This window comes from Sulfurisphaera ohwakuensis (assembly GCF_009729055.1).
GTDB lineage: Archaea > Thermoproteota > Thermoprotei_A > Sulfolobales > Sulfolobaceae > Sulfurisphaera > Sulfurisphaera ohwakuensis.
Genome location: NZ_CP045484.1, coordinates 2,327,232 through 2,352,194 on the forward strand (window position 1 = coordinate 2,327,232; position 24,963 = coordinate 2,352,194).

At 33.6% G+C, this 24,963-nt stretch carries 24 protein-coding genes and 1 pseudogene; 11 read left to right on the forward strand and 14 right to left on the reverse strand.

The features are described from left to right. Positions 1 to 10: 10 nt before the first annotated feature. A complete protein-coding gene (locus D1869_RS12890; RefSeq protein ID WP_156015444.1) occupies positions 11 to 772 on the reverse strand; it encodes a cytochrome C oxidase assembly protein in 762 nt (253 codons plus the stop codon). Positions 773 to 824: 52 nt separating this feature from the next. On the opposite strand from D1869_RS12890, the gene D1869_RS12895 reads away from it, so the two are divergent. The 7 genes from D1869_RS12895 (at position 825) to D1869_RS12925 (ending at position 11,748) form a co-directional block, all read left to right on the forward strand. Beyond that, a complete protein-coding gene (locus D1869_RS12895; protein ID WP_156015445.1) occupies positions 825 to 1,151 on the forward strand; it encodes a hypothetical protein in 327 nt (108 codons plus the stop codon). A 197-nt stretch (positions 1,152 to 1,348) separates the two neighbouring features. Continuing rightward, the gene (locus tag D1869_RS12900) at positions 1,349 to 2,770 is read left to right on the forward strand and encodes an APC family permease (protein WP_156015446.1); all 1,422 of its coding nucleotides are present in this window, start codon (positions 1,349 to 1,351) and stop codon (positions 2,768 to 2,770) included. A 25-nt stretch (positions 2,771 to 2,795) separates the two neighbouring features. Continuing rightward, a complete protein-coding gene (locus tag D1869_RS12905; protein ID WP_156015447.1) occupies positions 2,796 to 3,968 on the forward strand; it encodes an MFS transporter in 1,173 nt (390 codons plus the stop codon). Positions 3,969 to 4,025: 57 nt separating this feature from the next. Beyond that, positions 4,026 to 4,418, forward strand: coding sequence for a universal stress protein (locus D1869_RS12910; protein WP_156015448.1), 393 nt, complete (start codon positions 4,026 to 4,028; stop codon positions 4,416 to 4,418). A 100-nt stretch (positions 4,419 to 4,518) separates the two neighbouring features. Then, a complete protein-coding gene (locus tag D1869_RS12915) occupies positions 4,519 to 6,003 on the forward strand; it encodes an MFS transporter (protein ID WP_156015449.1) in 1,485 nt (494 codons plus the stop codon). Between the two features lie 94 nt (positions 6,004 to 6,097). Further along, on the forward strand, positions 6,098 to 10,003 hold the full coding sequence (locus D1869_RS12920; protein ID WP_156015450.1) for a protease pro-enzyme activation domain-containing protein: 3,906 nt from the start codon (positions 6,098 to 6,100) through the stop codon (positions 10,001 to 10,003). Next, entirely contained in the window at positions 10,000 to 11,748 is a 1,749-nt protein-coding gene (locus D1869_RS12925; protein WP_156015451.1) for a peptide-N4-asparagine amidase, read from the forward strand. Before D1869_RS12920 ends, D1869_RS12925 begins: the two co-directional genes overlap by 4 nt. Here D1869_RS12925 and D1869_RS12930 read toward each other — a convergent pair. After that, the gene (locus D1869_RS12930) at positions 11,740 to 12,930 is read right to left on the reverse strand and encodes a mandelate racemase/muconate lactonizing enzyme family protein (RefSeq protein WP_156015452.1); all 1,191 of its coding nucleotides are present in this window, start codon (positions 12,928 to 12,930) and stop codon (positions 11,740 to 11,742) included. The genes D1869_RS12925 and D1869_RS12930 overlap by 9 nt on opposite strands. Positions 12,931 to 13,031: 101 nt before the next feature. On the opposite strand from D1869_RS12930, the gene D1869_RS12935 reads away from it, so the two are divergent. Beyond that, positions 13,032 to 13,901, forward strand: a complete 870-nt coding sequence (locus D1869_RS12935) for a metallophosphoesterase (protein ID WP_375781474.1) — start codon at positions 13,032 to 13,034, stop codon at positions 13,899 to 13,901. Here the strand turns inward: D1869_RS12935 and D1869_RS12940 are convergent. From D1869_RS12940 to D1869_RS12990, 11 genes and pseudogenes are all read right to left on the reverse strand, one after another. Then, a complete protein-coding gene (locus D1869_RS12940) occupies positions 13,898 to 14,464 on the reverse strand; it encodes a DUF3501 family protein (RefSeq protein ID WP_156015454.1) in 567 nt (188 codons plus the stop codon). The two genes, D1869_RS12935 and D1869_RS12940, sit on opposite strands and share 4 nt — an antisense overlap. Continuing rightward, positions 14,457 to 15,647 (reverse strand): heterodisulfide reductase-related iron-sulfur binding cluster, encoded by a 1,191-nt coding sequence (locus D1869_RS12945; protein ID WP_156015455.1) that lies wholly within the window; start codon positions 15,645 to 15,647, stop codon positions 14,457 to 14,459. Before D1869_RS12945 ends, D1869_RS12940 begins: the two co-directional genes overlap by 8 nt. 3 nt (positions 15,648 to 15,650) lie before the next feature. Beyond that, the gene (locus D1869_RS12950) at positions 15,651 to 16,085 is read right to left on the reverse strand and encodes a rubrerythrin family protein (RefSeq protein WP_010980455.1); all 435 of its coding nucleotides are present in this window, start codon (positions 16,083 to 16,085) and stop codon (positions 15,651 to 15,653) included. Between the two features lie 115 nt (positions 16,086 to 16,200). Beyond that, positions 16,201 to 16,596, reverse strand: coding sequence for a CBS domain-containing protein (locus D1869_RS12955; RefSeq protein WP_156015456.1), 396 nt, complete (start codon positions 16,594 to 16,596; stop codon positions 16,201 to 16,203). Between the two features lie 14 nt (positions 16,597 to 16,610). Then, positions 16,611 to 17,267, reverse strand: a complete 657-nt coding sequence (locus D1869_RS12960) for a helix-turn-helix transcriptional regulator (protein ID WP_196772266.1) — start codon at positions 17,265 to 17,267, stop codon at positions 16,611 to 16,613. 127 nt (positions 17,268 to 17,394) lie between these two features. Continuing rightward, positions 17,395 to 17,733, reverse strand: coding sequence for a DUF1634 domain-containing protein (locus D1869_RS12965; RefSeq protein ID WP_184651017.1), 339 nt, complete (start codon positions 17,731 to 17,733; stop codon positions 17,395 to 17,397). Beyond that, a complete protein-coding gene (locus D1869_RS12970) occupies positions 17,726 to 18,580 on the reverse strand; it encodes a sulfite exporter TauE/SafE family protein (protein ID WP_156015460.1) in 855 nt (284 codons plus the stop codon). The genes D1869_RS12965 and D1869_RS12970 overlap by 8 nt, the downstream gene beginning before the upstream one ends. Positions 18,581 to 18,621: 41 nt before the next feature. Beyond that, a complete protein-coding gene (locus D1869_RS12975) occupies positions 18,622 to 18,987 on the reverse strand; it encodes a DUF1634 domain-containing protein (protein ID WP_156015462.1) in 366 nt (121 codons plus the stop codon). Continuing rightward, positions 18,978 to 19,835: a sulfite exporter TauE/SafE family protein gene (locus tag D1869_RS12980; RefSeq protein ID WP_156015463.1), complete on the reverse strand. Its 858-nt coding sequence runs from the start codon at positions 19,833 to 19,835 to the stop codon at positions 18,978 to 18,980. The genes D1869_RS12975 and D1869_RS12980 overlap by 10 nt, the downstream gene beginning before the upstream one ends. Before the next feature lie 187 nt (positions 19,836 to 20,022). Beyond that, a complete protein-coding gene (locus tag D1869_RS12985; RefSeq protein WP_156015465.1) occupies positions 20,023 to 21,096 on the reverse strand; it encodes an IS110 family RNA-guided transposase in 1,074 nt (357 codons plus the stop codon). Between the two features lie 211 nt (positions 21,097 to 21,307). Further along, positions 21,308 to 21,616 (reverse strand): annotated as a pseudogene (locus D1869_RS12990) (RNA-guided endonuclease TnpB family protein); the annotation flags it as partial. Between the two features lie 253 nt (positions 21,617 to 21,869). Between D1869_RS12990 and D1869_RS12995 the strand changes: the two are divergent. Next, entirely contained in the window at positions 21,870 to 23,102 is a 1,233-nt protein-coding gene (locus D1869_RS12995; RefSeq protein ID WP_156015466.1) for an RNA-guided endonuclease InsQ/TnpB family protein, read from the forward strand. A gap of 35 nt (positions 23,103 to 23,137) precedes the next feature. On the opposite strand, the gene D1869_RS13000 is transcribed toward D1869_RS12995, so the two are convergent. Further along, complete coding sequence (locus tag D1869_RS13000) at positions 23,138 to 23,539, reverse strand: hypothetical protein (RefSeq protein ID WP_156015468.1); 402 nt, start codon at positions 23,537 to 23,539, stop codon at positions 23,138 to 23,140. A 31-nt stretch (positions 23,540 to 23,570) separates the two neighbouring features. Between D1869_RS13000 and D1869_RS13005 the strand changes: the two genes are divergently transcribed. After that, positions 23,571 to 24,494: a glycosyltransferase family A protein gene (locus D1869_RS13005; RefSeq protein WP_156015470.1), complete on the forward strand. Its 924-nt coding sequence runs from the start codon at positions 23,571 to 23,573 to the stop codon at positions 24,492 to 24,494. Continuing rightward, positions 24,475 to 24,960, forward strand: coding sequence for a hypothetical protein (locus D1869_RS13010; protein ID WP_156015471.1), 486 nt, complete (start codon positions 24,475 to 24,477; stop codon positions 24,958 to 24,960). Before D1869_RS13005 ends, D1869_RS13010 begins: the two co-directional genes overlap by 20 nt. The last annotated feature ends 3 nt before the right edge of the window (positions 24,961 to 24,963 follow it).

Sequence of the window (24,963 nt, forward strand, 5' to 3'; positions counted from 1 at the left end):
TTCATGCACCTCAGCTGAAAAATATTAGTGATACTACTACAGCAAGAGAAAACAATTGATGTAAACCTATTACAGCCCCAGGTTTAGTGGGATTTTTGTTTATTTGATAATAAGTCCATAATCCTACTGCACTTTCTATAAGTGCAAATACTAATGGTATCCAGTATCTTAGAATAATTAATGCTATGAAAAATATAGCAGCTACTATACCATGGATAACCCATGCCCATTGAAGTCTATTCTTAGGCTTTCTAACATCACCAATACTTAATTTCATTCTTCTAGTTCCAGTAACAACACCGCCCATAAATATTACAAAATAAAGAAAATGAGGAGGAGTTATTGCACTTATAAGAAATCCAATATATTTTGATGGAGATATGTAATCAGTTGCTAAAATAAGATAAGTAATGAATGTTGTATAAGCGGCTATATCATGAAAACCTTGAAATATTGAAGGTAATTTACCAGCTAGTACGTACAAGGTAGCCATCCCTAAAAGAGCAGTAGCAACAATACTAATAAAACCAATAATAGTTATTGTGTTGAAATCTATAATGAGAAGTATTAGGGAAAATATTCCTACCAATGTAGCTACAATTCTATGTATAGCCTCTGGGTCTCCTTTTCCAGCTAGTTCTACTATATTATTAGTATAAGGCCAATTAGTTCCTAAAGATAATCCATAGCCATATCCCTCTACAATGCCCCCAAGTACTATTGCTGATCCAGCTAAAATAGTCGTTATGTATCCTAAAATTTCATTTATCATAAATTAACATTAAAGATAACTCTAATAAAGCTTAATTAGTTATTTTTAGTTGATGAATGAGGAAGTTATTTCAATACTTTGGAAGGTAATAGATAATGATATACCATTAGTAAATGATGATATGCATACTTTTCTAATAAAAGATGGGGAAATTACTGAGGAAGATCTAAAAATATGGAACGATGCAGTTAAGAAAATAAAAGAGGCATATAAAAAATTAATTTTTAATGAGAATGAAGCCAAATCACTTTTAAATTCTTCTTTAGAACTTTTAAATTCAATAAAACCTAAAAAGCCCTTTCCACCAGAGGTAAGAATTAGGTTCGAAGAACTAAAAACATCAGTTGCAAAATGTATAGAGCTTATAAGTAAGGCTTAATTTATGTGAGGATATAAATATTTTTATTTATTATTGATCAGTTTCTCCTCACATATTTTTGAATAATTTCTTTTTTCCCTATAAGCCTATTTAATATTTTTTAACGAGTTCTCCCTATAAGCTTTGCTGAAAGTTCCGTGAATAACTAAGGATAATTTTAAAAATATTTAGGACAGAAAAGCTTATAGGGAGATTAGATGGGACTTGCTAAAGGATCTTTGAGTATAAGAGAAGCTTACGGCCAAGCTATGGCAGTTACTGCACCATTAGGTAGTGTAGTTTCTACTACAACAGCCGCAATTGCTTATGCTGGTAAGGCAGTAGTTTTTGCCACAGTTTTAGCTCTAATTGGTAGTGCATTATGGATTTACACACTTACAAGGTATTCATCAAAAGTAGCCTCGGCTGGAGGATATTATACATATGGTGCAGCAGCGTGGAGAAAAAGAACTCTTGCCTATTATGAAGCTGTAATTGAAGTTATAGCTTATTCAGCTCTAAATGCAGTAAACGCTTTAGCGATATATTTACTCATTCAAACTTACTCACAAATAGTTAATGTTACTATCCCCGATTACGTATTATACTTATTTATTGCTTTAGGTTTGCTTTATCCAACAATAATCTCATTTACGACTCATATAAGAAGTTTGTTAGGTAAAATAGTTAGTGTAAGTGCTACGCTAGAAGTTATTATGCTTTACGCAATGTTCATTTATGCCGTAGCAACTAAGGGCTTTAGTTTATCTTATTTTAGTCCTTCTGGTGCATCATTAAGCGCTATAGGTACTGCTATGATATTATCAATTGTAAGCATATCTGGTGCTGGTGCATCAACATATCTAGGCGAAGAATCTAAAGTACCTAGAAAAACAATAACATTTGGTATGTGGTTGTCTTTAATAATTGGTGGTTCTGCAATACTAGCTGGTACTTATGGTTTAGTCGCTCTATGGAACGGTTCTTTAACAAGTTTAGAAAATTCTAATCAACCACTTATTCAAGAGTTATTTGCATTTGGGCTTCCTATAGTGATGATCGGATTGCTAATGTCAATAAATAGTTTATTAGCGTCTAATATAGGTACAACTGTAGGCAGTGCTAGGGTTCTATTTAATTTAGCTAGAGAAAAAGCTATGCCTAAATTATTCGAAAAAACTAATAAGACACAAGAACCTATTATGGCAACTATGTTCGTAGGAATTCTATCAGCTTTATTTGCAATATTTTCGATAATTATAACAGGATCAGTTCAAAATGCCTTTAACGAGATTAGTGTTGTAACAAGTGTCTTTTGGCTAGCTGGAAGGATAATAGACGGTTTTGGTGTTCCAGTATTCTATTGGAGGATTAATTCTTTATCACTGCCAGTTTTAATAATTCCAGTATCAGCTACATTAATAAATACTACTGGTGTAATTTTATCATTCCAAACACCCGATGTATTTCAGAGTCTATCAATTTTAGTAATACTTCTATCAGCAACAATATGGTACATTGCAAAAGCTAGAAAAGGATTAGCTGGAACTTATGTAGTTGACGATAACAACGAATTGGTTAGTATTGATGAATACATTGAAAAATTAAAGAAAGAAAGAAGCGTAGTAAGTCAAACTTAAATTGTTCATATCCTAACTTTTTCATGTGAAAACAAAAGTCCTTTTTACTACTTCAATATCTCATTTTATAAATGATGGAAATACCTGGGTTTTACCAACTGTCTATGGTTTTATGGTAAAATACTTAGGTTTTTCAAATCTACTTGTAGGTTTATTAGGAACAATTTTCTTTGCATTAAGCGCTTTAGCATCACCATTTGTTAGCTATATAGCTGATAAAACTGGAAAACCATTACAAGCAATGAGTTTAGGAATTATATTATGGGGACTTGGATTAATAATACTAGGCTTAGGAATTAAGGGCGATAATTTACCTATAATAATACTATCAGTAATAATTTCTGGTATTGCCTCAGCTTTTTATCATCCATTAGGTGCTTCAGCATTGGCCTTAACCTATCAAGGAAGTGGGGGCATAGCATTAGGTATAAATGGAGCTATGGGAAGTGCTGGCAGATCATTATATCCGTATATTACACTATTTCTCTTCGACGCATTAAAGGAGAACATGTCACTTGACATGATCATTATAGGTATTATTTCTATAATATTTTCTTTTCCAAGTCTAACAATAAAATTAACATTTACTGATGATAAAAAAGATAGTAACAAGGCCTCTGCTAGGACCCCAATATATGTCGTAAGTATACTGACAATTATATCTCTCTTTAGAAGTATATTTACTCAAGGAGTGTCACAATTTTTAACTATTATACTTTTGCAACTTTTAGGTTTTTCTTATAATTCATATTTAGGTCTAGTAATTACTGGAATATTAGCTGCAGCCATTATAGGCCAGCCATTACTTGGGTATCTCTCAGATATAGCTGGAAGAAGACTATTGCAAGGTGTTTCAACAGGCGGTGCAGTTATATCATTTTTACTATTCATTTATACTCATAATCTCTTTTGGTTACCATTATTTGGTTTCTTCACATATAGTAACTTCCCATTAACTTTATCATTAACAAGTGACTTAGTACCTAGAAATTCAACTGGATTAGCAAATGCGCTAGTTTGGGGAATAGGTGTTACAGGTGGAGGAGCTATTGGTCCTCTTATAGTAGGTTTTCTTAGTAATGTTTACGGCTTAGTAGAAGCACTTCTAATAGTCTCTATCTTTGGTTTACTGTCAGCATTAATGACACCTTTGATTCCAAGACCGCCAAAAAGAAGTAAAGTCCCATTGTTTGGTTAAACAGTTTTTAGTTTTTTCAATTTTAAGAATATATACTTGTTTGCTATATTCTATATTATGAAAATCCTGGTAGCTTATGATGGATCAGATAATTCAAAAAAGGCATTGTTTTTTACACTTAATCTGTTAAGGAAGGAGGATGAAATATATCTAGTTACTGTAATTAAGGAGGCTCCTAAATCACCAGAACAAAAGATTATTCAAGAACGAGAAGAAGCGGAAGAAAAACAGAAACAAGTTTTAAGGGATTTAGAAGGGTATAAAGTGACTACAGAAATATTAGAAAGCCCAGATGTTTCTTCAGCAATAATAGAATACTGCAAAAAAATTAACTGTAATATGATAGTTACTGGTAGCAGGGGTTTAACTGGTTTGAAAAAGGTAATTTTAGGTAGTGTCTCATCTGCATTAGTAAGTAAGGCTGACGTACCAGTACTAGTTGTTAAGTAAATATATAAACTATATAGTTAACAATAGTTTATATTGTTAACTATATGCTCTATACGATAAGATTATAAATCGCAAGACAGATATAAGTGCTGAAGTTAAGATGTCAAACAACCCCTTCAAATCGATAGATTCTTTGAAACTTTCCTTTAATCATATAAAGATTTGGTATACTGCAGGAATGGGTTTTTTTACTGATGCATATGATCTACTAATTATAGGTTATATAATAGCCACCATAGAGTATGCACATACTTATGCAGGAATCGTTATACCGGGTTTTACTGAATATTTAGTTGGACATAATGCAGCCTTTTGGACAGGTTTATTAGCATCTTCAGCAATTTGGACAGCAATTATAGGTCAATTACTATTTGGTTATTTGGGTGACAGATTAGGAAGAAAGAGTGTTTATGGTATTGAAGCTACGCTGTTAACACTAGGTGCCTTCCTAAGTGCGTTAGCATGGAATTTGCCAGCACTTATTGCATTTAGAATGTTAATGGGATTTGGAATTGGTGGAGATTACCCAATATCTTCAACTATAATGAGTGAATATGCTAATGTTAAGGATAGAGGAAAATTAGTAGCCTTAGTATTTGCTAATCAAGGTATTGGATCTATAGTAGCTGCAGTTGTAGGTATTGTATCAGCCTTAACATTACCACCAGATATTGCATGGAGAGTGATGGCAGGTATTGGTGCTATTCCAGCTGCTACAGTTATCTATCTAAGGAGAAAAGTTCCCGAGACTCCCAGATATTCTCTACTTGCTAAGGGAAACATAGAAGAAGCTAAAAAAGCTGCCGAATTACTTGGAACAAAATTAGATGTAAATAAGCGTGTAATATCGAAGAGACTCAGTGTTTCTGAATTCTTTGCAAAATATGGTTTATTGTTAATTGGAACTGCTGGAACATGGTTTATTTTAGATATAGCATTCTATGGTACTGGTACATACTCTTCTGCTGTATTAGCTCCAATCTTTGGTAGTCCGTTTCCAAATGGCCATGTAACTTTATCATTAGCAGAGTTTCAAGCAGATTTAGCTAAAGATTTATTTCTAGGTGCAATACCATTCTTAGTTGGTTTCCCTGGATATTTCACAGCAGTAGCTTTAATGGATAAATTAGGTAGGAAAGTAATTCAATTACAAGGCTTCGTAATGATGGCTTTAATTTATGGAATTGTGGCATCAATAGCTCTAACTTCTGGAACTAAAATAACTGGATTTATAATACCATCAACTTTGGCATTTGCAATATATTCACTATCCTACTTCTTTATAGACTTCGGTCCTAATACAACTACATTCGTTATACCAGCTGAAGTTTATCCAGTAAGATATAGAACAACTGGTCATGGAATATCAGCCGCTAGTGGTAAATTAGGAGCAGCTATAACAACTTATCTATTCCCACTATTATTAACATCAATAGGTATTAAGAATATCTTAATAATGTTAGCAATAGTAAGCATTATTGGTGCAGTATTAACTTATCTCTTTGTACCAGAACCTAAACATAAACCTTTAGAGGAAGTAGCAAAAGAGGAATTAGAAGAAGAACAAAATGTGCAAAGTCAATAATTTCTTTTAATTTATAAAACCTTACTCATATAAAATTCTGATGTAAAAGCTCTAATGAAAATATTTATATCTAGCATTTTTGTAATAAACAAATATGAAAAGTGTTTTATCTGTACCTATAGCTGTTATAATATTATTTAGTATATTAACTATAATATCGCCAATAAATAGTTTTTCTGCAACTTATATAGGACCTCAGTTAAAAGGAGTAAAAATAGGTTCTCTCCCTCAAAATATGGAAATAACAGTAGGTTTTCTTATTCCTCCTAAAAACTTTAACTTACTATACTTAACAGCGGAAGAAGTTGCTAATCATCAGACTAAACCAATTTCATTTAAACAAGTTATGAAAGAGTTTGCACAGACCCAGTTGGAAAACGAAGTTACAAATTATCTGGAATCTCATGGTTTCTCTATTTCAGTGCAAAATCCTTTTGTGGTTATAGCTGAAGCTCCGGTTTCCGTAGTTGAAGAAACTTTTCACACTACCCTGGATTTATATAGGTATGGTAACATAGTATATTATAAGCCTTCTACAAATCCTATCTTACCCTCATTCTTTGCTGGGGTTACAATTAATGGTCTAACTAACTATACTACTTATAATTATCAACTAAATCTTGAGGTTTTAGGTAAGGTCGTAAATGGTAAATTAATTCCTAATATGACATTTCCACAAGTAACTACTTTTCAGTTTGCTGCAGATATGTATTCGCCTCAAGATATTGTTGGTGCGTATAATATAACTCAAGGTGGTAATGGTACTACTGTTGCAATAATTGATGCATATGGTGATCCTACAATTTATGAAGATTTACAGATTTTTGATCAGCATTTCCACTTGCCACCAGTTAATTTAACTATTATTCCTTTAGGACCTTATCATCCAGTCTTTGGTTTATTTACTGGTTGGGATATAGAAACTGCTCTTGATGTGGAGACAGTTCACGCTATTGCTCCTTATGCTCATATAGTCCTAGTAGTTCCCTCTACTCCTGGCTTAATTCCAGAGGCTATTGACTATATAGTTAGTGAAGATTTAGCGAATGTAACTTCTATGAGTTTTGGAATAATAGAGAATACAATAGGAGATACGGGGTTCTATTTTGTATTTGACGGAGTTCCAATGCCTAACTTACCCTATTGGGATTATTATTTTGCTTTAGGCACAGTTGAAGGAATTTCATTCTTTGCTGCTAGTGGGGATGAAGGTGCTTATGGCGGAACATTAACAACATACGGAGGAGTTTCTTATCCTGCAACCTCACCCTTTGTAACTGGTGTTGGTGGAACTTCGCTTTATGTAAATGTAACTTCTGGTTATCTTTCTGCTCAGAACTCTAGTGCTACATATGGTTTTGAAACAGGATGGAGCATATTTAACTTAGACTTTCCATTTATAGGTAGTGATGGAGGTTATAGTACTTATTATCCAAAGCCGTGGTATCAGTACATGATTAATGGTACCACTAGAGCTACGCCAGACGTTGCGGCAGATGCTAATCCATATACTGGTTTGCTGATATATGTCTTAGGTCAAGAAGAAGTAATAGGAGGAACGAGCTTATCTACACCAATATGGGCTGGATTAGCTGCAGATCTCATTTCAATTATTCATAAACCATTAGGGTTGTTTAACAATATTCTATATTGGATCTACTCAAACTCCACGTTATATAACCAAGCATTTCACCAAATAACTTTCGGATTTAATGGGTTATATTCAGCCCATTCTGGATATAATTTAGTAACTGGTTTAGGAACTCCAGACTTTTACGGTTTATTAAAGGCTGTAGAAGATTACTTTAAACAATCGAGGTTAGCTATATCTGTTACTGCTACGGAGCCTGGGGTACCTTATCCGTGGTTTATGTATAATACAACTTTTGAAATTATTGCAAAAATTAGTTATCCAAACACTACAATGGTTACTAGTGGATCTTTCTCAGCTTACATATATACAACTGAAGGGCTGTTAACTAAAATACCATTAACATTTAACGGAACCTATTGGGTAGGAACATATACTATTTCACCTGGAAATCCACCTAACATATGGTTAGTAGTTGTTAACGGAACTTCTAGTGGTATATCTGGTACTGGAGTTTACGAAATAACTGTAGGTCTTTCAATAGATATAATTTCACCATTACCTTTCCCATTTGAAATAACTATACCTCCAAATGAACCATTTGAAGTAGTTGCATGTATATACTATCCTAACTTGACTCCAGTAGAATATCCTTCATTTACAGCCTACTTCATTCATGATACTAAAAACATATTTAATGTAACCTTATTACTAACTAGAATTCCAGGACTATATGAAGGAGTATACGCTTTAATAACACCAGAACCAGAGGGAGTTTATTTAATGTATATTAATGATTCTTATAGTTCTGCGTATATATATCAGACCTTTGGAGGAATAAACGTTGAAACACTCGTATTCACTCCAATTGATGATGGATTTTCTTCAGTCTCACCGGGAGAGAATATAACAATATTCTCATTTACCTTTGATCAGAATGGTTTAGGTATTTTCACATCTAATGTAACAGCCTTTATATACAATCCTCAAGGAAAACTTATTACTGAAATACCACTTAAATTGGCGTTAGATATTGTACAATTTGGAGATATAATTGCTTTCGGTTATCACGAGGCTAACTATACAATTCCATTAAACGCTACACCTGGAATATATACTATAGTAACCGAGGCATGGTATAATAGTTCCATAGGTGTCGAAGAACTTAATTACACAGACTTCATTTATGTGTCTCCTTATGTTATTCATACTCAAGTGAAATATGAGGGAAATGCAATTGAAGGAGAAAATATAAAGGTTTATGCTAATATCACTTATCCTAACGGTACAGAAGTAAAGTATGGAGAGTTCCAAGCTACATTAGTACCATCAGAATTACAATTTGAACAATTAATATTAGAATTCTACACTGAGATACCACTACAGTATAATTCCACATTAAATGAATGGGTAGGGGTCATTTCAGTTCCTTCGATAAATTCAACAAATATATACCAAGGAGCTCCGCTCTACTCTCTAAGCGGTCCATGGTATTTAGAAGTTAGCGGTATTTCACCCGAAGGGGCTATTACAGAGTCAATTAACAACTTCCTTACAGTTCTTCCTTACACTGATATAGGTACAAAGATAATTACTCCTATTAATGCAACTAGTATAGGATTTGCTTATCAAGGAGGTGCAATAGAACTAACTCAAATATATTCACCCTCGTTAACGCTTATGAACGGTAAATACATATTAAATAACGTAATTGTAAATACTCTTATTATTAAGAATTCTACGGTTGCAATAATAAATTCTAAGCTAAATACACTACAAACGTATTCATCAAATGTTAATGTCATAGATAGTGAAATATCAAATAGTAAAATTGGAATAAGTAGTATAGCATCAAATATTACATTAGCCTCAGTTACCTTTAGTAATGTTAATTATGCAATCAATCAGACTGCAAATACCAACGTATTCCTGCATGGTGTTAATCTAAATAATGTAACTGCTTTGAGTGCAATACCTGCACCTAAGATAGTTTCTTATCCTACTAATATAACTAGTTTAACGAATAATATTACATTAAGTATAAGTGGAGAGTATTTAAAGGTTATAAGTGTAGAGCTAGACGGTAAAACGATATTCTATTCAGTTACTTCTACGACATCTGGGATAGAAATAACTATTCCGTTCAATTCTGCTACTATGCCATCTGGAAACAATATAATTACTTTAGCAATTTCTGATGGAATAGAATATAATTATACATTAGTTGTATATAATAGTTATCCATTAATACAAGTTCATTCAACAATTAACGCCCTAAATTCATCGGTAATTAATCTTAAATCTTCATTATCAACTACGACAGATATATCAATAATTGGTTTAGTTATAGCTATAATTGCAGTTATTCTCTTTTTACTTTTACTCTTTAGGAGGGGTGGGAAAAGATGAATAAGTTAAGTAAATTCCTTCTTTCCATGTTTTTAATTTCTATGTTATTTTTCCCCCTCCTAGTTTCCAGTGTACCTACTGAAGTAAACTATCAGCACCCATATATACCCCTTAACATAACCTTACCCAACTATCTTGATCCGAAATACTACTCTTTTGAAGCATTTCAGATAAAGCCACCAACTAATATTACTCCAATAATAATACCCGTCGCCGTAAATGCAACATTTAATAATACTGGTTTAATGCCAATCTTGAAGAAAGTTTACATTCCTCCGGGTAATTACAGCTTAATCTTAATGAACGTATCCATATCTGAAAATAACGGTGCTCAATACGATAGAGCAGCTTATATATTCGTTAATGGTGTTCCAGTATTCTGGGGATCTACACAAGAATTTGCTAACTCTACTTCCCAAGTAGATTTAACACTATTTGAAAACCTACTACAAGGTAATGTGACGTTCCAGCTAGTAATTGAAAACTTCTATGATGCTAAAATAGGAATAACTGGGTTATATCATATGAACGTAACATTAATCTTGTATCCTGGTAATAAGCCAAAAGGTTTACCTAATATGTTTATACCATTGTATTTAAGCAAGTACAATTACTCTTACGTAATACTGAATCCTGTTAGCCCAAGTATTACACAACAAGTTACCATACCCAATGGTACTTATAAGATGGAATTATTACTTTATGAAGAAGGGGGAGGTCTAGATGAATTCTGGTATACTAATGAACCTGCAACTAGGAGTATTCTTATTTACTATGATAACTTACTAGCTGGTGTAGTTAATCCTTATGAGACAATTTATACTGGAGGAATAGATTTATTCTGGTGGAAACCATTAACGTCAATAAATACACTCTCATTCCACTCACCAATGATAATTGATTTAACTCCAATGTTAGCTTACGGTTTAACTGCAAACATAACAACTTGTGTAACAAACTTACTAACAGCATATCAAATTACTGGAAGTACAGCATTTGATTGGGATATCTCTGGTGTTTTAATGCTATGGGTTAATCAATCAAACCCATTAATATCAGCAAAACCATTAACTTCCATCTCAAGATTCATGGACTCAACTCCTATATTCTCACCTGGCTTTTCAGCTGATTATTATCAAGAAGATGGTAATTATCTGTTAAACTACTCATCTCTGCTAACATTCGAACATGGAGAAGAGTTTACTTGGACATTGCAAGTAGGTAAATTTGTTGCATATCAAACCTTTAACCAAATTTTCGAGAAGGCATATCTAGACGAAAGATTTTATGAAGTCTCAATGGACAAGGGAATTTATAACTCAACTTTAGTTATATCTGGAAACTATCCTGTATTGTTAGATTTTAGTGCTTTTGCTGTACCAATTAGTAATCCACATGTAATACCATATAATTTATCCTATTTCCAGAATGGTACTTTATCTCTCAGCTTAGAATATTACTACGAGTACTTGTTTAACAATTACAATACGACAATAAAAACCATTGAGAATCTAACATCGGTAGGAGGTTTCGGAGGTATTATTGAAATCATAAACTCTTATGGTGGAGCTATATTGGTTAAGCTTACAGCAAACTATGCGAATACACAAAAGAACTTGACATCGTGGTTCTTAGTAAATAATGTAGGATATAAAGAAATCTTCTCAGCTGAAGGAATACAAAATAATACAACTAACTTAACTGGATATTATAAGTATATACACATAAGCTTTTCGTCAAGTTAAATATTTTTTCCATGTTCCTTTAACAACCCAAACTGGCTCTTCTTGGACTTCTAACTCTTTTGGTTCTACTTTTAGACTCTCTATTAGTTTCTCATTAATACTTACTCCAATTCCAGGCTTATCTGGAACTTTTACATGTCCGTTCTCTATTTTAGTCTCATCAAAAACTATATCTCTCTTCCATTGTGGGAACCAATCGTAAAAGTTCTCTAAGAGATAAAGGTTAGGAGTTATTGCACTCATTTGTAAAGAATAAGCATTTTGAATAGAACCAAACGCATTATGAAAAGCAATTTCTACATCAAATGCTTCAGCTAAGCTAATAACTTTTCTCCCTATAGTTATTCCACCTATATTGCATAGATCTGGTTGAAGGATATTTACTAAACCTTCAGAGACGTATACAGCAGTTTCTTTTAAACTAATAAGTCTCTCGCCTAAAGCAATATTTAAACTAGTGTGTTGTCTATATTTTCTTAACCCCTCTATATCTTCATGATGTACTGGTTCTTCCATAAACATTGGATTATACTTTTCAAGCCTTTTAGCGATCAATATTGCACTATCTGCATTAAATCTACCGTGGTGTTCAATAAGAATATCAACGTCATTGCCAACTGCTTCTCTAACAGCTTTAACTCTCTCCTCAGCTTCTTTCAAACCTTTTTCGTCTATCCAATTATAATAAGGACCAAATGGATCAAATTTTAATGCCTTGTAGCCACGCTTAACAACTTCTTTGGCTTTCTCAGCAAAATCCTCTGGAGTTATGGCATCTTGATACCAACCATTAGCATAAACTGGTATTTTATCTCTAACTTTTCCTCCTAAAAGTTTGTAAATTGGTGCTCCTAACTCTTTACCCACTATATCCCATAATGCTTGATCTATTGCACTAGTTGCTGTTGCCGATTCAAAAGACCTAGCCAAATAAAAGTCTTGTTTATACCATTCTTGATAATTTTCCTCTGGTTCTTCAGCTTCTTTCCCGATGTAACCCTTACTGACTTGCTTTATTGTATTATAGACGTTTATAACCCTTAAAGTTGGTACTGCTTCTCCGTAACCTACCATTCCATTAGAAGTCACGACTTTTACAACAATCATTACAGATGCCCATGTAGCACTACCTTTTTCAGTATGAGCTAATACTAATGGTTCTATTTCAGAAATTTTAGCCATAGATTATTCTATACTCTACAGTTTATGTGTTTTTCTATGGCTAGTGTTGAAGTTGTTTTTGCTAAAATGGTTTTTATATGGTAATTATACTATTTTTTAGTATGAGCGAGGAGTATAGTAAGGTTTTAGAATTAATGGAGGAAGCAAAAGAAATTTTCAAGATTCAAGGCCCATTTGCAGGAGAGTATAAGGCAAGGAGAATAGCTTTTGTTGGCGATACTCACGGAGCAGTTGACGTTACTCAATATGTGTTTAATGAGATCTTTGATAAGGTTGATTTGCTAGTCTTTCTTGGTGACTATGTAGATAGATATCCTCCTAGTGGAGTAGAAAATTTGATGATAATCTTAGAAAAATTTCTTCAAAATAAGGATAAAGTAGTAATACTCAGGGGAAATCATGAAAGTCCAATAACTAATTTATACTATGGCTTTTATGAGGAAGTAGCCCTAAAATTCGGTAACGAAAAAGTTTATGAGAAATTCAAGGACTTCTTCTCTTATATACCCTATGTTGCTATTGTAAATAATTATTTCTGTGTACATGGTGGTTTGCCCGGTAAAGATAATGGTGGTGAGATGAAGCTAGGCATTCATTCTGTAGATGAAATTAAATCTTTACCATATCCAGACATAAATCCAGATGACCCTATAGCTTTTCAACTACTTTGGAATGATCCTAGAGAAGGACTTGATGACTTTGGATTTTTACCAAACATTAGAGGTGAAGGAACTTTCTATTTCGGAGAAAAAATTGTGAAAGAATTTTTAGATTCTACTGGGTATAGTGGTATAATAAGAGGTCATGAGGCTGTTGATGGTTTTAGAATAGACATAAATGGAAAAGTAATAACTGTATTCTCAAGCAGATACCACGGACAATCCGCTGGCGTTTTATTAATGGATGAGGGAAAGATAAAAAGAGTATACTTGTATCAGGATGGTTCAGTAAAAGCGTTTGAAGGGCTTTAGCTACATTCTTCATAGGCTTCTTCTATTAACTCTTTCGCTAAATCTTCTGGTAATTTCTTTGATACTTTATAGTTCTCATGAAGGACAAAAACTTCTATTTGAGTGCTTTTTTCTCCCTCAAGATCAAAAGTCAAATATTGCACTGTACTAAATTCATCACCTTGTTCTCTTCCAGCTTCTGGTTCACCCTGAATTAATTTTTCACCTACTTTAAGGAAAACTGAGTTGTAAATACCTTTTAGCTCACTAAATACTTTCTTCAAATCGTTAAAGTCATACGCATTTATGTATAAAGTAGCTTTAATTTTTCCGTTACAAGGCAATAATGAGGAATAAACGTTAATTTCGTGTTGAATATCTTTTTCATCTTCAAGTCTATCTAAGTAAACCATTTCTTGAATTTGATGAAGGACTGTATCTCTATTTTCGAAAAGTAAAGTTAGCCTATCTCCTAGTTCTACTCTTCTCTTATCTTTAATCTGTGCAATTCTTCTAATTTTTTCCATTCTTATCTTCTCATACTCTTTCCACGGAATTATATCTTGAACAGTTATTTTAACCATTACTTAACACCTCCTTTAAAATTTGGATTGGATGTAAAGGTTGCCTTTTTGAAGCTTTTTGTATCTGTAGTCCAGCTAGTGGGCATTCAGTCATGAAAATGTCTGCCTTATTTTCAGCAAAAGCATTCATCATTTTACTGCCTACTACTCTAGCCTTTTCGTAATTCCTTAATCCCCATCCTCCGTCAATTCCAGAACAACCCTTATCGGATATTTCAACTTTAGCTCCCAACTTTCTCATAATGGTAACTCCAGCATATCCAACTTTTAAATACTTTAGATGACACGGAGGATGATAAAATATTGATTTTTCTAATTTGCCAGAAATCTTTATCTTCCCTTCTCTATCTAATTTAAGTAAATACTCCATTGCATCATAAACTTTTATCCCTTCCTTTTGCAGAATGAGGGGATATTCTTTACTTAACATCAACGTACATGTGGGAATTGGAGAAACAATGTCATATCCTTGTTCTATAAACTTTCTCATTAAAGAGTAATTATATTCAGCATTCTTTTTCAATCTTTTAGAATCACCAACATCTAACATGGGGGCTCCACAACATAAAAAGTTAGCCGTAACTACCTCAATTCCTAACTTATTAAAAACTTCTACTAGGTCAAATCCAAGTTCTGGGTAAAAGTTTTCTACTAGACATGTATGAAACAATACCACTTTGGCTATAGGTTTTTCAATTCTTTTAGGTTTAACTTCTCTTAAAAATCCTTTTTCTTTAACGAGTGGCATTGGTGCATCCTCACTTATTCCTAGTAATCTTCTGGTATGTGGATAAAGTTTAGATACTAGTGGTCTAGCTAAATTAGTACCATCAACAAGCTCAAAAAGGAAATCACGTAAGGTTAATGGTTTTTGAGATCTAAAATACAGCCATGCCCAGTCCATTAAATCCGCAAAATCCATTGCAAATTCATGGGGTGGTGTGTAGGGGCAGTTATTATAACACATTTTACAGTGGAAACATTCTTTAGTTATTTCCTCAAGATCATCTAATGTTAAGTTTTTTGGTCCTTTATCGTCAGTTAATTTAAACAACTTGGGAAAGGCAAAACAATAATTAAAACATAACCTACAACCGTGACATATTGATGCTTGTCTTATAAACTCGGACAAGAGTTTAGAAGAATCAAAAAAAGATTTATCTTCTGGATTTAGGTTATACATCTGTTATGTTCCTCCCTTTAACTGCTTTAACACATTTTGGAATTTTTCAGCATGACTCTTTTCAGCTCTGGCTAAAGTCTCAAACCATTCAGCTACTTCTGGGAAACCTTCTTCTCTTGCCACCTTTGCAAATCCAGGGTACATTTGTGTCCATTCATAAGTTTCTCCAGCAATTGCAGATTCGATCATCTGTTCTAAAGTCCCAATTGGTTTATCAGTAGCTGGATCTGTTAATCCTCCCTGTCTAATAAAGTCCAAATGACCAAATGCATGGGCTGTTTCTCCCTCTGCTATACTCCTTAATAGTCCAGCTATTTCTGGATACCCTTCTTCATCAGCCCTCTTTGCAAAATATAAGTATCTTCTATTTGCCATAGATTCGCCTATAAATCCTTGTTTTAGGTTTTCAGCCGTTTTAGTTCCTTTTAGATCTTTCATTTGTATATACTATCTCTTTCGTTATTTAAAAATTTTTCTCATTTAGTCTATGCTTCTAAATAATAGTTACTTTTAATAAAAGGTAATTATTAATTAAAAATCATAAAAATTAAATTTACCAAAAGGCTAAATCTAATGCTATAGCACCTACAGCTCTTGCAACATCCCTTATACTAATTACACCCTTAACTTTTCCATCATGATCCACAACAATTAGATGTCTTATCTCCCTTGAAGTCATTAATGCCACAGCCTCACTTATATCACTATTTTCTTCAATAGTTACTGGATTTTGACTCATTATTTCAGAAACTGGTTTATCTAGTGGAATTTCATCTGCTATAGCATATAATAAATCTCTCTCAGTAACAATCCCAATAGCTTTATAATCCTTATCGACTATGACTAAAGATCCAACTTCCTCTTTTTTCATAATTTTAGCTGCTTCTCTTATTGAAATATTCTTACTTGCAATTACAGGTTTTTTAGTTATGAGTTGAGAAACAATCACAAATATAATTGATTTTACTCCTTTTTATTCTCTTCATATCTTATTTTGTTTCCCTCTCTAATTTCCCTAACGTAACCTAAGCTAATAAGTTTCTTAACTCTCCTATAAACAGTAGCCCTTGACAAGCCAGTTAATTTAGAAATTTTTGCTATTGAGTCCGCTCCCTTTGAAATAGCTTCAAGTATTAATTTATCTCTTTCATCTAATCCAGATACTAAAATTGGTTCTTCGACTCTTCCTCTTCTTAAATTTCTAACTAACAAAAAAGAAAGTATACCAGTAGAAATTAAACTTAGGGCAAAGGTTATGAGTAAAAGCAAAGAATAAAAAGAATTATTCCCAGAAGTTGTAAGGTTAGATGCATATATCAGAGTCAGATTAGACGCATAGAAAGTTAAATTTAATAGATTGTTACTCACTGTAACTGAGGTAGGTAATGTAGAGATATATGTAACATAAGTTGAATCTGGAATTATAACGCTCACTGTTATATTATATGGTTCATTAATTTTTATTTCATTCCTGATAGAAGTTTTATAGCTTAATGTAGAGTTTGGATATTTTAGAATAACTATATTTCCAAAAATTCTAAAAGGGGATGTAGAATTAATAGCAGAATAATTTTGCACTGGGAGATAAATCTGAGTTTGATTGTATACGTGTATAATCACCGTATCGTTATAATAAATAGTCATATAAACTGATGAATGCGTTATAAGAGTTAATCCAATAAAGGGTATCAGCAATAATATAACAAAATTCCTCACAACTATAAAAACACTCTATTAGTAAAAATTCTTAATGCATAATAATCTTGGGCATTACAAGTATTGCGAAAACCATTATGGTAAATACGAGTACACTTATAATTACATAAATTTTGTCTTTTTCTAATAGATATATTATTATTTGCTCTGAAACTACAAGAAGAGGAATAGAAATGAGTGCAATTATACCATATAAGATTATCGCCAATGGATTACTATAATTAAGCAAATTAAGATTAGAAGTATTAAAATTGTATATATTATAGTTAGAATTAGTTACTAGAAATAGTAATAAACCTAATATTACAAGAGATGATGATATAGCTATACCAATTCTTAAAGTTAATGAGATTAATTTCTTTTCATCCAAAGATATCAAACCCCCTTAAAATTAGTTGAATTCCTAAGATTATTAGAACGAGAGTAAATATTTGTCTTAGTCTTCTGTTCATTAATTTGTTTAAATATCTGGAACCAAAATTAGATCCTACAAATACACCGGGGATAGTAATGCCAACGATTATTGGGTCTATTATTCCTAATGCCCAATAAATCCCAGAACTTGTAGCTGCAGTAACACCAATCATAAAACTACTTGTAGCTGTACTTATCTTAAATGGTAAATTCATCCCTAAATCCATAGCCAATACTTTTAGAGCTCCAGAGCCTATTCCTAAAAGTCCCGATATTAGACCAGCAATGTACATTCCTAATAGGCCTAAAGGGTATCTAACGCCATGATATGTTACCTCCTTCTTCAAAGCTTCATCATAATAGCTTCCATTAAACCTAAGTTTTGATGAAAATCCATCTGGATTAACATATACTGGAACTTCGCTCTTCATTCTTATGAAGTTAGGAATAACAGAAAATATTAAAACACCTCCAAAAATTATATCTAAAAGCTTAAACAAATGCTCTTCTTCAATAATATATTCTAGAAAAGATCCAGTAATAGCTCCAGTAGTTGTTGCAATTTCTAAAGCTATTGCGATTCTCATATGGGCTAATCCAGTTTTTATATATCTAGAGCCAGATGAAGCAGAAGTTGCTATAGTTGATATTAGGCTTGCCCCTACTGCGTATTCAATTGGAACTCCTAAAAAAAGTACTAAAACTGGAGTTAAAACTACTCCTCCACCTAATCCAGTTAAAGAGCCTAACAGCCCAGCTATAATTGAGGCTACAAAAAGAAGAGCTATAAATGTCAGCAACATATCAATAAGTTAAAGGCTTGATAGTAAAAATTTATCTCTAATTAATGTATGAAAAGCGGTAATATAAATATTGCTAGCATTAAGTTAAAGAATACTATTATTGTAATAATTGTATATATGATATTTCTCTCTCTAGCAAATTGTATAATGCCTATTAATACTCTTGCTACTGGTGTTGCAATAAGAACCATTAGACCTAGGAGTATTAAATCAAGACCATTACCAGAAAATGCATTAGTAGGTACAGAGTTTGGGTTTATTACAGAAGTATTTATTCTTGAGTAAGGGGAAACTAGTTCATTGAAATCTTTATCTCTATACAAGAACACAAATCCTATGAGTATTAATATAATGCTAATTATGACACCAATACGAAGAGTATATCCAACAACGTCATTTAAATCCATAATTCTACCCCTCTAATTATCATTTCAATACCTAAAAACGCTAAGATAAGCATGAAAATTAATCTTAATCTTACATTTCTTATTTTTGGTAAGACTTTACTTCCTATAAAAGAACCAATAAGAACTCCAATCGCGGTTATACCAGCCATCACCGGTTGGATATACCCGAAAATCCAGTATAATGAACTACTTGTAGCTGCAGTAACACCAATCATAAAATTACTAGTAGTAGTACTTACCTTAATTGGTAAATTCATAGCCCAATCCATTCCGATAACTTTTAGAGCTCCAGAACCTATTCCTAGAAGCCCAGATATCATACCGGCAAAAAACATAATTATTTCTCCTAACCACCATCTCACTCCATAATACTCTACCTCTTGTCTTAATGCAACATCATAATACTTTCCATAAAGCTGAAAAACTCTCGTAGTCCAATCAGGCTTCATTGGTTTCGGGAGTTCTAATGAAGCCTTCTTTAGCTGAGGATAAATAGAAGTTAGAATTACAATTCCGAAGATTATAAAGAGAATAAAGGCTAAGTGATGCTCATAGATATAATGAGCAATAAGTGAACCAACTATAGCTCCAGTTGTTGTAGCAATCTCTAAACCCATGCCTATTTTAACGTTAGTAATTCTATCTTTGATGTACGCACTAGCTGCTCCGCTTGAGGTTGCTATAGTTGATATTAGACTTGCTCCAGTGGCATATTCTATTGGAATTGATAAAAAGAGAGTATAGATTGGTACTAATACTGTAGCTCCACCTAATCCTGTTAAGGATCCTATAAATCCGGCGATAATACTCGAAAGGAGCAGAGAAATAATAAATAAAAGATCATTCATAGAGTGATTTTTTCCTTTATCACTTAAATTATTATCTTTTTAATTTTCAGTGTTATATCTGATTTTTGCACCACCCTTAGGGCGTTCAGTAATAAATCTTTCGGTCATACTTCAAGCATAGTGTCAGCTAAGATTGCCACGTGGGCCATCTAGACCCACGTGGCTATTAAGGGGGAGGGACCTTTAATCACTTAGGCTCATAAGGCTTATTATTATACCAAACACTCCATACAATCCTTGCCAACTTCCTTGCTAAAGCAGTATATAACTTCTTACCTTGTAACCTATCCTTATGAGACTCATAAAACTTCAACAACGTTGGGTTCCTAGAATAATTCATCTTTGCAAGAAAGTAGAATAAACTACGCAAATACTTATTACCCCTCTTAGAAATCCCCCTACTTATCACACCCCTACCACTCCTCTCCACAATTGGGTCTAAACCACAATAAGCAACAAAAGATTCTGGCTTAGGAAAGCGCCTAATATCACCAACAACACCAATAATTATACCAGCTGCAAGCCTCCCAATTCCCGGGATAGTCAACAAAACGTGATCCTCGGGAACTTGCTCCTCAATCATCCTCCTAACTTCTTTCAATTTCTCTTGCGTTTCCAAGAGTGTTTTTGCCAATACTCTTATTTCTTCAAGTACTATTGGTGTGTATTCTAGGTTGTAGAGCTCTTCTTGTGTAAAATCCCCATTTGCGAGTTTTTCCAACCTTTCCTTGTTTATCTTGTCGTTGTCACTTACTAGGAATAGTGTCCTCTTTAGCCTGTTCTCGTATTTTACTTCCATGTCCTTGAAGAAGAAGTAGAGTGTTACTAACTCCTTCAAGGGGTTGTATTCATATTCTTTAGCCTTGTCAGCCATGTTTTCTAATTTTTCAGCGTCATAAAAATCTGTTTTCTTTCCTCTAAACTCCTTCTCCCTCGATAGTATGTTGGGGCTTACTTGTAGTACTTTTATTCCTCTCTCTTTGAAGTATTGGCAAGGCCTTATTGCGTATACTCCAGTGGGCTCTAAAACTATTGCGCAAGGTTTCATCTTGAGGATTTTTTCGTAACCCTTCTTATTATTCTCGTATTTTCTTTCCCTCCCCCTACTTGTAATTAGATAATCTTTTGATATATCTATTCCTATTACCCCTACCTCTTTATCACACCTATATTCGTGGATTTTTCCACAATGTTCAGTCCGACGGTAGGGGTTTGTCACGCCCTTGACCGAAGACTTTGCTTCAGTTATCTCCTCGACCATGTTTCCCCAGCCGAGGAGAGTATTACTCTCCCCGGCTAATAAAACCTATATAGGTGGTTGTTCCCCTCATCGGTTCGGGTCTACATCCCTCATTTGAGGGTCATAGGCCCCCCTCCTATTCAAATTAACTACAGCAATAATGTTACGATCATTCTCATACACAACCACACTTAAACCAACGATGAGAAACTTCCCTCATTTTATTACAACACCTAGGATAACCCAAGATGGGTAGTTCACCAACACTTGTTATCCTAACCCTCATTTTTTCAAAGTTTATTGTGTAACTAGCTTTTGGTGTTAGCCACACCGTGGGTTTATATATTCTAGGGAAATGTCCCTTTCTAGGATTATTATACCAACTCTTGTATGTTGCTAGTGCATCACGGTAACAATCCTCAGCAATCTTTGATGGTAATTGGTACTCCTCTCTCAGTTTATCGTATAATTCTTGGTGTATAATTCCTAATGCGTCTTTTTCATTTGGGTTTAATCCCTTCTCTTTTAACCAGAATAGTATGTATCTTAATGCTTAGTTATTTATAAGGGCTAGGAGGGAGTCTGATAAACCAATCTTCATCGAAACTGTTGCTCTGATTGGGTTCTTTCCCCTCCTAGCCATCAAATATTCACTAGAAAAAGTAGGTATATAAATATAAGGGGGTTATAAAGTTTAGGGGTTCAAAGGGGGCGAAAAACCTCGCCTTTTAAGGCGGGGATGGATAGCCCCCTTTGTAGAAATATTTTTTAATCCACTCTCGAACATTTTATTAATGCCCAACGTAGGGTTCCGCTTTCGTGCATATGCTGACGATCAAACAATTAGGGCGTTAAAAGCCCAGTTGAGGTTAGCATGTGAGATGTATAACACCCTACGCTGGGCAGATATCTATTTCTACCAAAGGGACGGAAAGGGTCTTACACAAACGGAGTTAAGACAACTTGCTCTAGATCTAAGAAAGCAAGATAAGGAGTACCGACAACTCTACTCACAAGTAGTACAGCAAATTGCCGATCGTTATTACGATGCTAGGGATAGGTTCTTCAAAGGTCTAGCACACTTTCCTAAGGAGAAGAAACCACATAAGTACTACTCTCTTGTTTACCCACAAAGTGGGTGGAAAATACTTGAGAGCAGGGAAATAAGGACTAAGAGTAGGAAGAATAAGAAGAAGCTGGTGTTATTGAGGTTATCAAATCTCGGCGTGTTTAAGGTCATTGTTCATAGGGACTTCCCGCTTGACAAAGTAAAGAGGGTGGTAGTTAAACTAACACGTTCAGAGAGAGTGTACATCTCCTTCATAGTTGAAGGTGTTGAATTCCCTCAACTTCCAAAGACTGGTAAGGTAGTTGCAATAGATGTTGGGGTAGAGAAACTCCTAACCACGAGTGATGGATTCTATTTCCCTAACTTGAGACCTTATGAGAGGGCACTTGAGAAGATAAGGAAACTCCACAAGGTTCTCTCGAGGAAAGAGTTCTTGTCGAAAAATTGGTTTAAAGCAAAAGTGAAGTTAGCTAGGGGTTATGAACACTTGAAGAACTTGAGACAAGATCTCTATATGAAGTTGGGTAAGTGGTTTGCACAACATTATGACGTTGTAGTAATGGAGGATATAGATGTTAAACAACTGGTGGAGGAGTCAGAAAGGAAGTTGAGGATGAGGTTACACGATGTTGCATTCCATGAGTTGAAGAGAATACTAGAATATCAGTTGGAAAAATATGGAAAGAAACTGTTGTTAATAAATCCAGCATATACTTCAAAGATGTGTGCCAAATGCGGGTACGTAAAGAAAGAGTTAACTTTGAGTGACCGTGTGTTCAGCTGTCCTAAGTGCGGTTGGGTTACTGATCGTGACTATAACGCTTGCTTAAACATATTGAAGAGATCGGGGTGGGAGCCATCCTTAGTGCCTGTGGAGCTCCACCCTCTACCCGTAGCGAAAAGCTACGGGCAAGGTGGGGCTATGAAGCAGGAAGCTCCGCCCTTCAGGGCGGGGTAGCTCACCCGCCATAAATAGCTAGGCTTTCCGCCCCCTTAACCTTTAATTTCTGTAATGTTTATTAAAATATCTGTATTATTTGGAGGAATATTTCCTTTATAAGTAATCAAATAGGTAATTTTTATTAAATACAAGCCAGCATTCAGATGAATAATTCTGTGGGTTTGATTACTGTTTAACTCAATAAAAAAATCTTTTGTATGTCTGTGATGATTTATAGAAATTTCTATTATTGCATTAACATACACTATATTCTTATTTTTTATATATAACGATACACTATATTCTCCTCCTTTTTTAATTAATAAAGTCTGGTTATATTTTAAAGTAATTGAATGGACTTCTTCCTTACTCTTGAGATGCAAAGTAGAGTAACCTAAATATATATTAAGCGCTAATGAAAGCAAAAGTAAGACTGCAATAAGTTTTATATTCACAAATAAATATCGTGGTTTCAAAAATTTAAATATGGTTTCTACTACTGTAGGTATACCTACTCTATTGAGGAATTCTTTAAAAAAGACTTTAGAAGCTTTAATGAATCAAAGCGAAGATGATTTTGAGGTATTAATAACATATAAAGGAAATTTAACACGTGAAATAGAGAATTTTGAGAAATATTTGAACATAAAGTTCATAGAACAAAAAGAAGGGCTTTTTGAGGAAGCGTTAAACATTATCTTATCTAACGCAAAGGGAAAGATATTAATAACTATTGATGATGACGCATTACCTTCAAAAGATTGGATTAGAGATCATGTGATTTTTCATGACAATCATAAAAACGTAGGAGTTGCTAGTGGTAAAGTTACAGGAAAGCGATGGATAAATTATCCTAATTATTTATACGAGAAGTTTAAATCGACAAAATATATGGAGGAATATAATGAAGTTTTTAAAGATTATATTGGATATTTAACAAAGACAGGTTTAAGTGTAGATAGAAAAGAACATAAGGGTAATGAAAAGACATTAGCTATTGTAGGTGCAAATATGAGCTTAAAGAGGGAAGTTTATAATTATGTTAGGACTATTCCTTTCACGCTTAGAGGAAGTTACAATGAGACTATAATTTCTTTACAAGCTATAAAAATGGGATTTGAAACTAGGACTTTTAATAAAGCTGAAGTGTATCATATCCCAAATCCTTCACTCTCAACTCCTACTAAAGATGAAGAATGGGGTCTTGTAGTAGAAAAACATACTTTACCATATGCTGTTAACTTTATTTTTCCCTTAGAAGTTGAGCTAATAAAGGAATTTTCAACTAAAATTCAAGGAGAAGCCAGAATTGGGTTAGAATTAGCCTTAAAAGGAATAGAAGAAAAAATGAAGCCAACAGATTTTAGACTTATCTTAAAAAAGACTGTTAATGGAATTAGAAATTTGTAAAAGTGATGGCATTTTAGGGGTAAGGCTATCCTCTGGAAGAGTAATATCTTTATTGAATAACTCTATATTTGAAATAAATCCAGATAGATGTGTTAAAACTCTTATCGAAGTAAAAGAAAAAGAAGCAGTATTTAAGAATTTGAGAATACCACTCTACCTCCCTTCTGAAGAATTGAATAAGCTAAAACTACTATATGTGGTGAAGGGAGAAGTTTCACATGAGATTATATATTACAATGACTCAGTAGAAATTCACATTGACACAAAGTTGAAAAACGTAAAACTTACCAATAAAATTTCGTTTACTAGATTCTGTGGTAATTATGGTCTTCTCTTGCCCAATTACTGCATAGGAAATGAGACTTTTGCAATCTTTGGTAAGAATAAAAATGAGGTATATTCAGCTTATCTAGAATTTAAGGAGTTTATTGACCACATTAGAAAAATTTTATTAAACTTAACATAAAGT

What these genes read in the sequence shown, in the direction of transcription:
- D1869_RS12890 (WP_156015444.1), bottom strand. Translation starts at nt 772, where the DNA reads ATGATAAATGAAATTTTAGGATACATAACGACTATTTTAGCTGGATCA.
- D1869_RS12895 (WP_156015445.1), top strand. Translation starts at nt 825, where the DNA reads ATGAATGAGGAAGTTATTTCAATACTTTGGAAGGTAATAGATAATGAT.
- D1869_RS12900 (WP_156015446.1), top strand. Translation starts at nt 1,349, where the DNA reads ATGGGACTTGCTAAAGGATCTTTGAGTATAAGAGAAGCTTACGGCCAA.
- D1869_RS12910 (WP_156015448.1), top strand. Translation starts at nt 4,026, where the DNA reads ATGAAAATCCTGGTAGCTTATGATGGATCAGATAATTCAAAAAAGGCA.
- D1869_RS12915 (WP_156015449.1), top strand. Translation starts at nt 4,519, where the DNA reads ATGTCAAACAACCCCTTCAAATCGATAGATTCTTTGAAACTTTCCTTT.
- D1869_RS12920 (WP_156015450.1), top strand. Translation starts at nt 6,098, where the DNA reads ATGAAAAGTGTTTTATCTGTACCTATAGCTGTTATAATATTATTTAGT.
- D1869_RS12925 (WP_156015451.1), top strand. Translation starts at nt 10,000, where the DNA reads ATGAATAAGTTAAGTAAATTCCTTCTTTCCATGTTTTTAATTTCTATG.
- D1869_RS12930 (WP_156015452.1), bottom strand. Translation starts at nt 12,930, where the DNA reads ATGGCTAAAATTTCTGAAATAGAACCATTAGTATTAGCTCATACTGAA.
- D1869_RS12935 (WP_375781474.1), top strand. Translation starts at nt 13,032, where the DNA reads ATGAGCGAGGAGTATAGTAAGGTTTTAGAATTAATGGAGGAAGCAAAA.
- D1869_RS12940 (WP_156015454.1), bottom strand. Translation starts at nt 14,464, where the DNA reads ATGGTTAAAATAACTGTTCAAGATATAATTCCGTGGAAAGAGTATGAG.
- D1869_RS12945 (WP_156015455.1), bottom strand. Translation starts at nt 15,647, where the DNA reads ATGTATAACCTAAATCCAGAAGATAAATCTTTTTTTGATTCTTCTAAA.
- D1869_RS12950 (WP_010980455.1), bottom strand. Translation starts at nt 16,085, where the DNA reads ATGAAAGATCTAAAAGGAACTAAAACGGCTGAAAACCTAAAACAAGGA.
- D1869_RS12970 (WP_156015460.1), bottom strand. Translation starts at nt 18,580, where the DNA reads ATGTTGCTGACATTTATAGCTCTTCTTTTTGTAGCCTCAATTATAGCT.
- D1869_RS12975 (WP_156015462.1), bottom strand. Translation starts at nt 18,987, where the DNA reads ATGGATTTAAATGACGTTGTTGGATATACTCTTCGTATTGGTGTCATA.
- D1869_RS12980 (WP_156015463.1), bottom strand. Translation starts at nt 19,835, where the DNA reads ATGAATGATCTTTTATTTATTATTTCTCTGCTCCTTTCGAGTATTATC.
- D1869_RS12985 (WP_156015465.1), bottom strand. Translation starts at nt 21,096, where the DNA reads ATGGTCGAGGAGATAACTGAAGCAAAGTCTTCGGTCAAGGGCGTGACA.
- D1869_RS12995 (WP_156015466.1), top strand. Translation starts at nt 21,870, where the DNA reads ATGCCCAACGTAGGGTTCCGCTTTCGTGCATATGCTGACGATCAAACA.
- D1869_RS13005 (WP_156015470.1), top strand. Translation starts at nt 23,571, where the DNA reads ATGGTTTCTACTACTGTAGGTATACCTACTCTATTGAGGAATTCTTTA.
- D1869_RS13010 (WP_156015471.1), top strand. Translation starts at nt 24,475, where the DNA reads ATGGAATTAGAAATTTGTAAAAGTGATGGCATTTTAGGGGTAAGGCTA.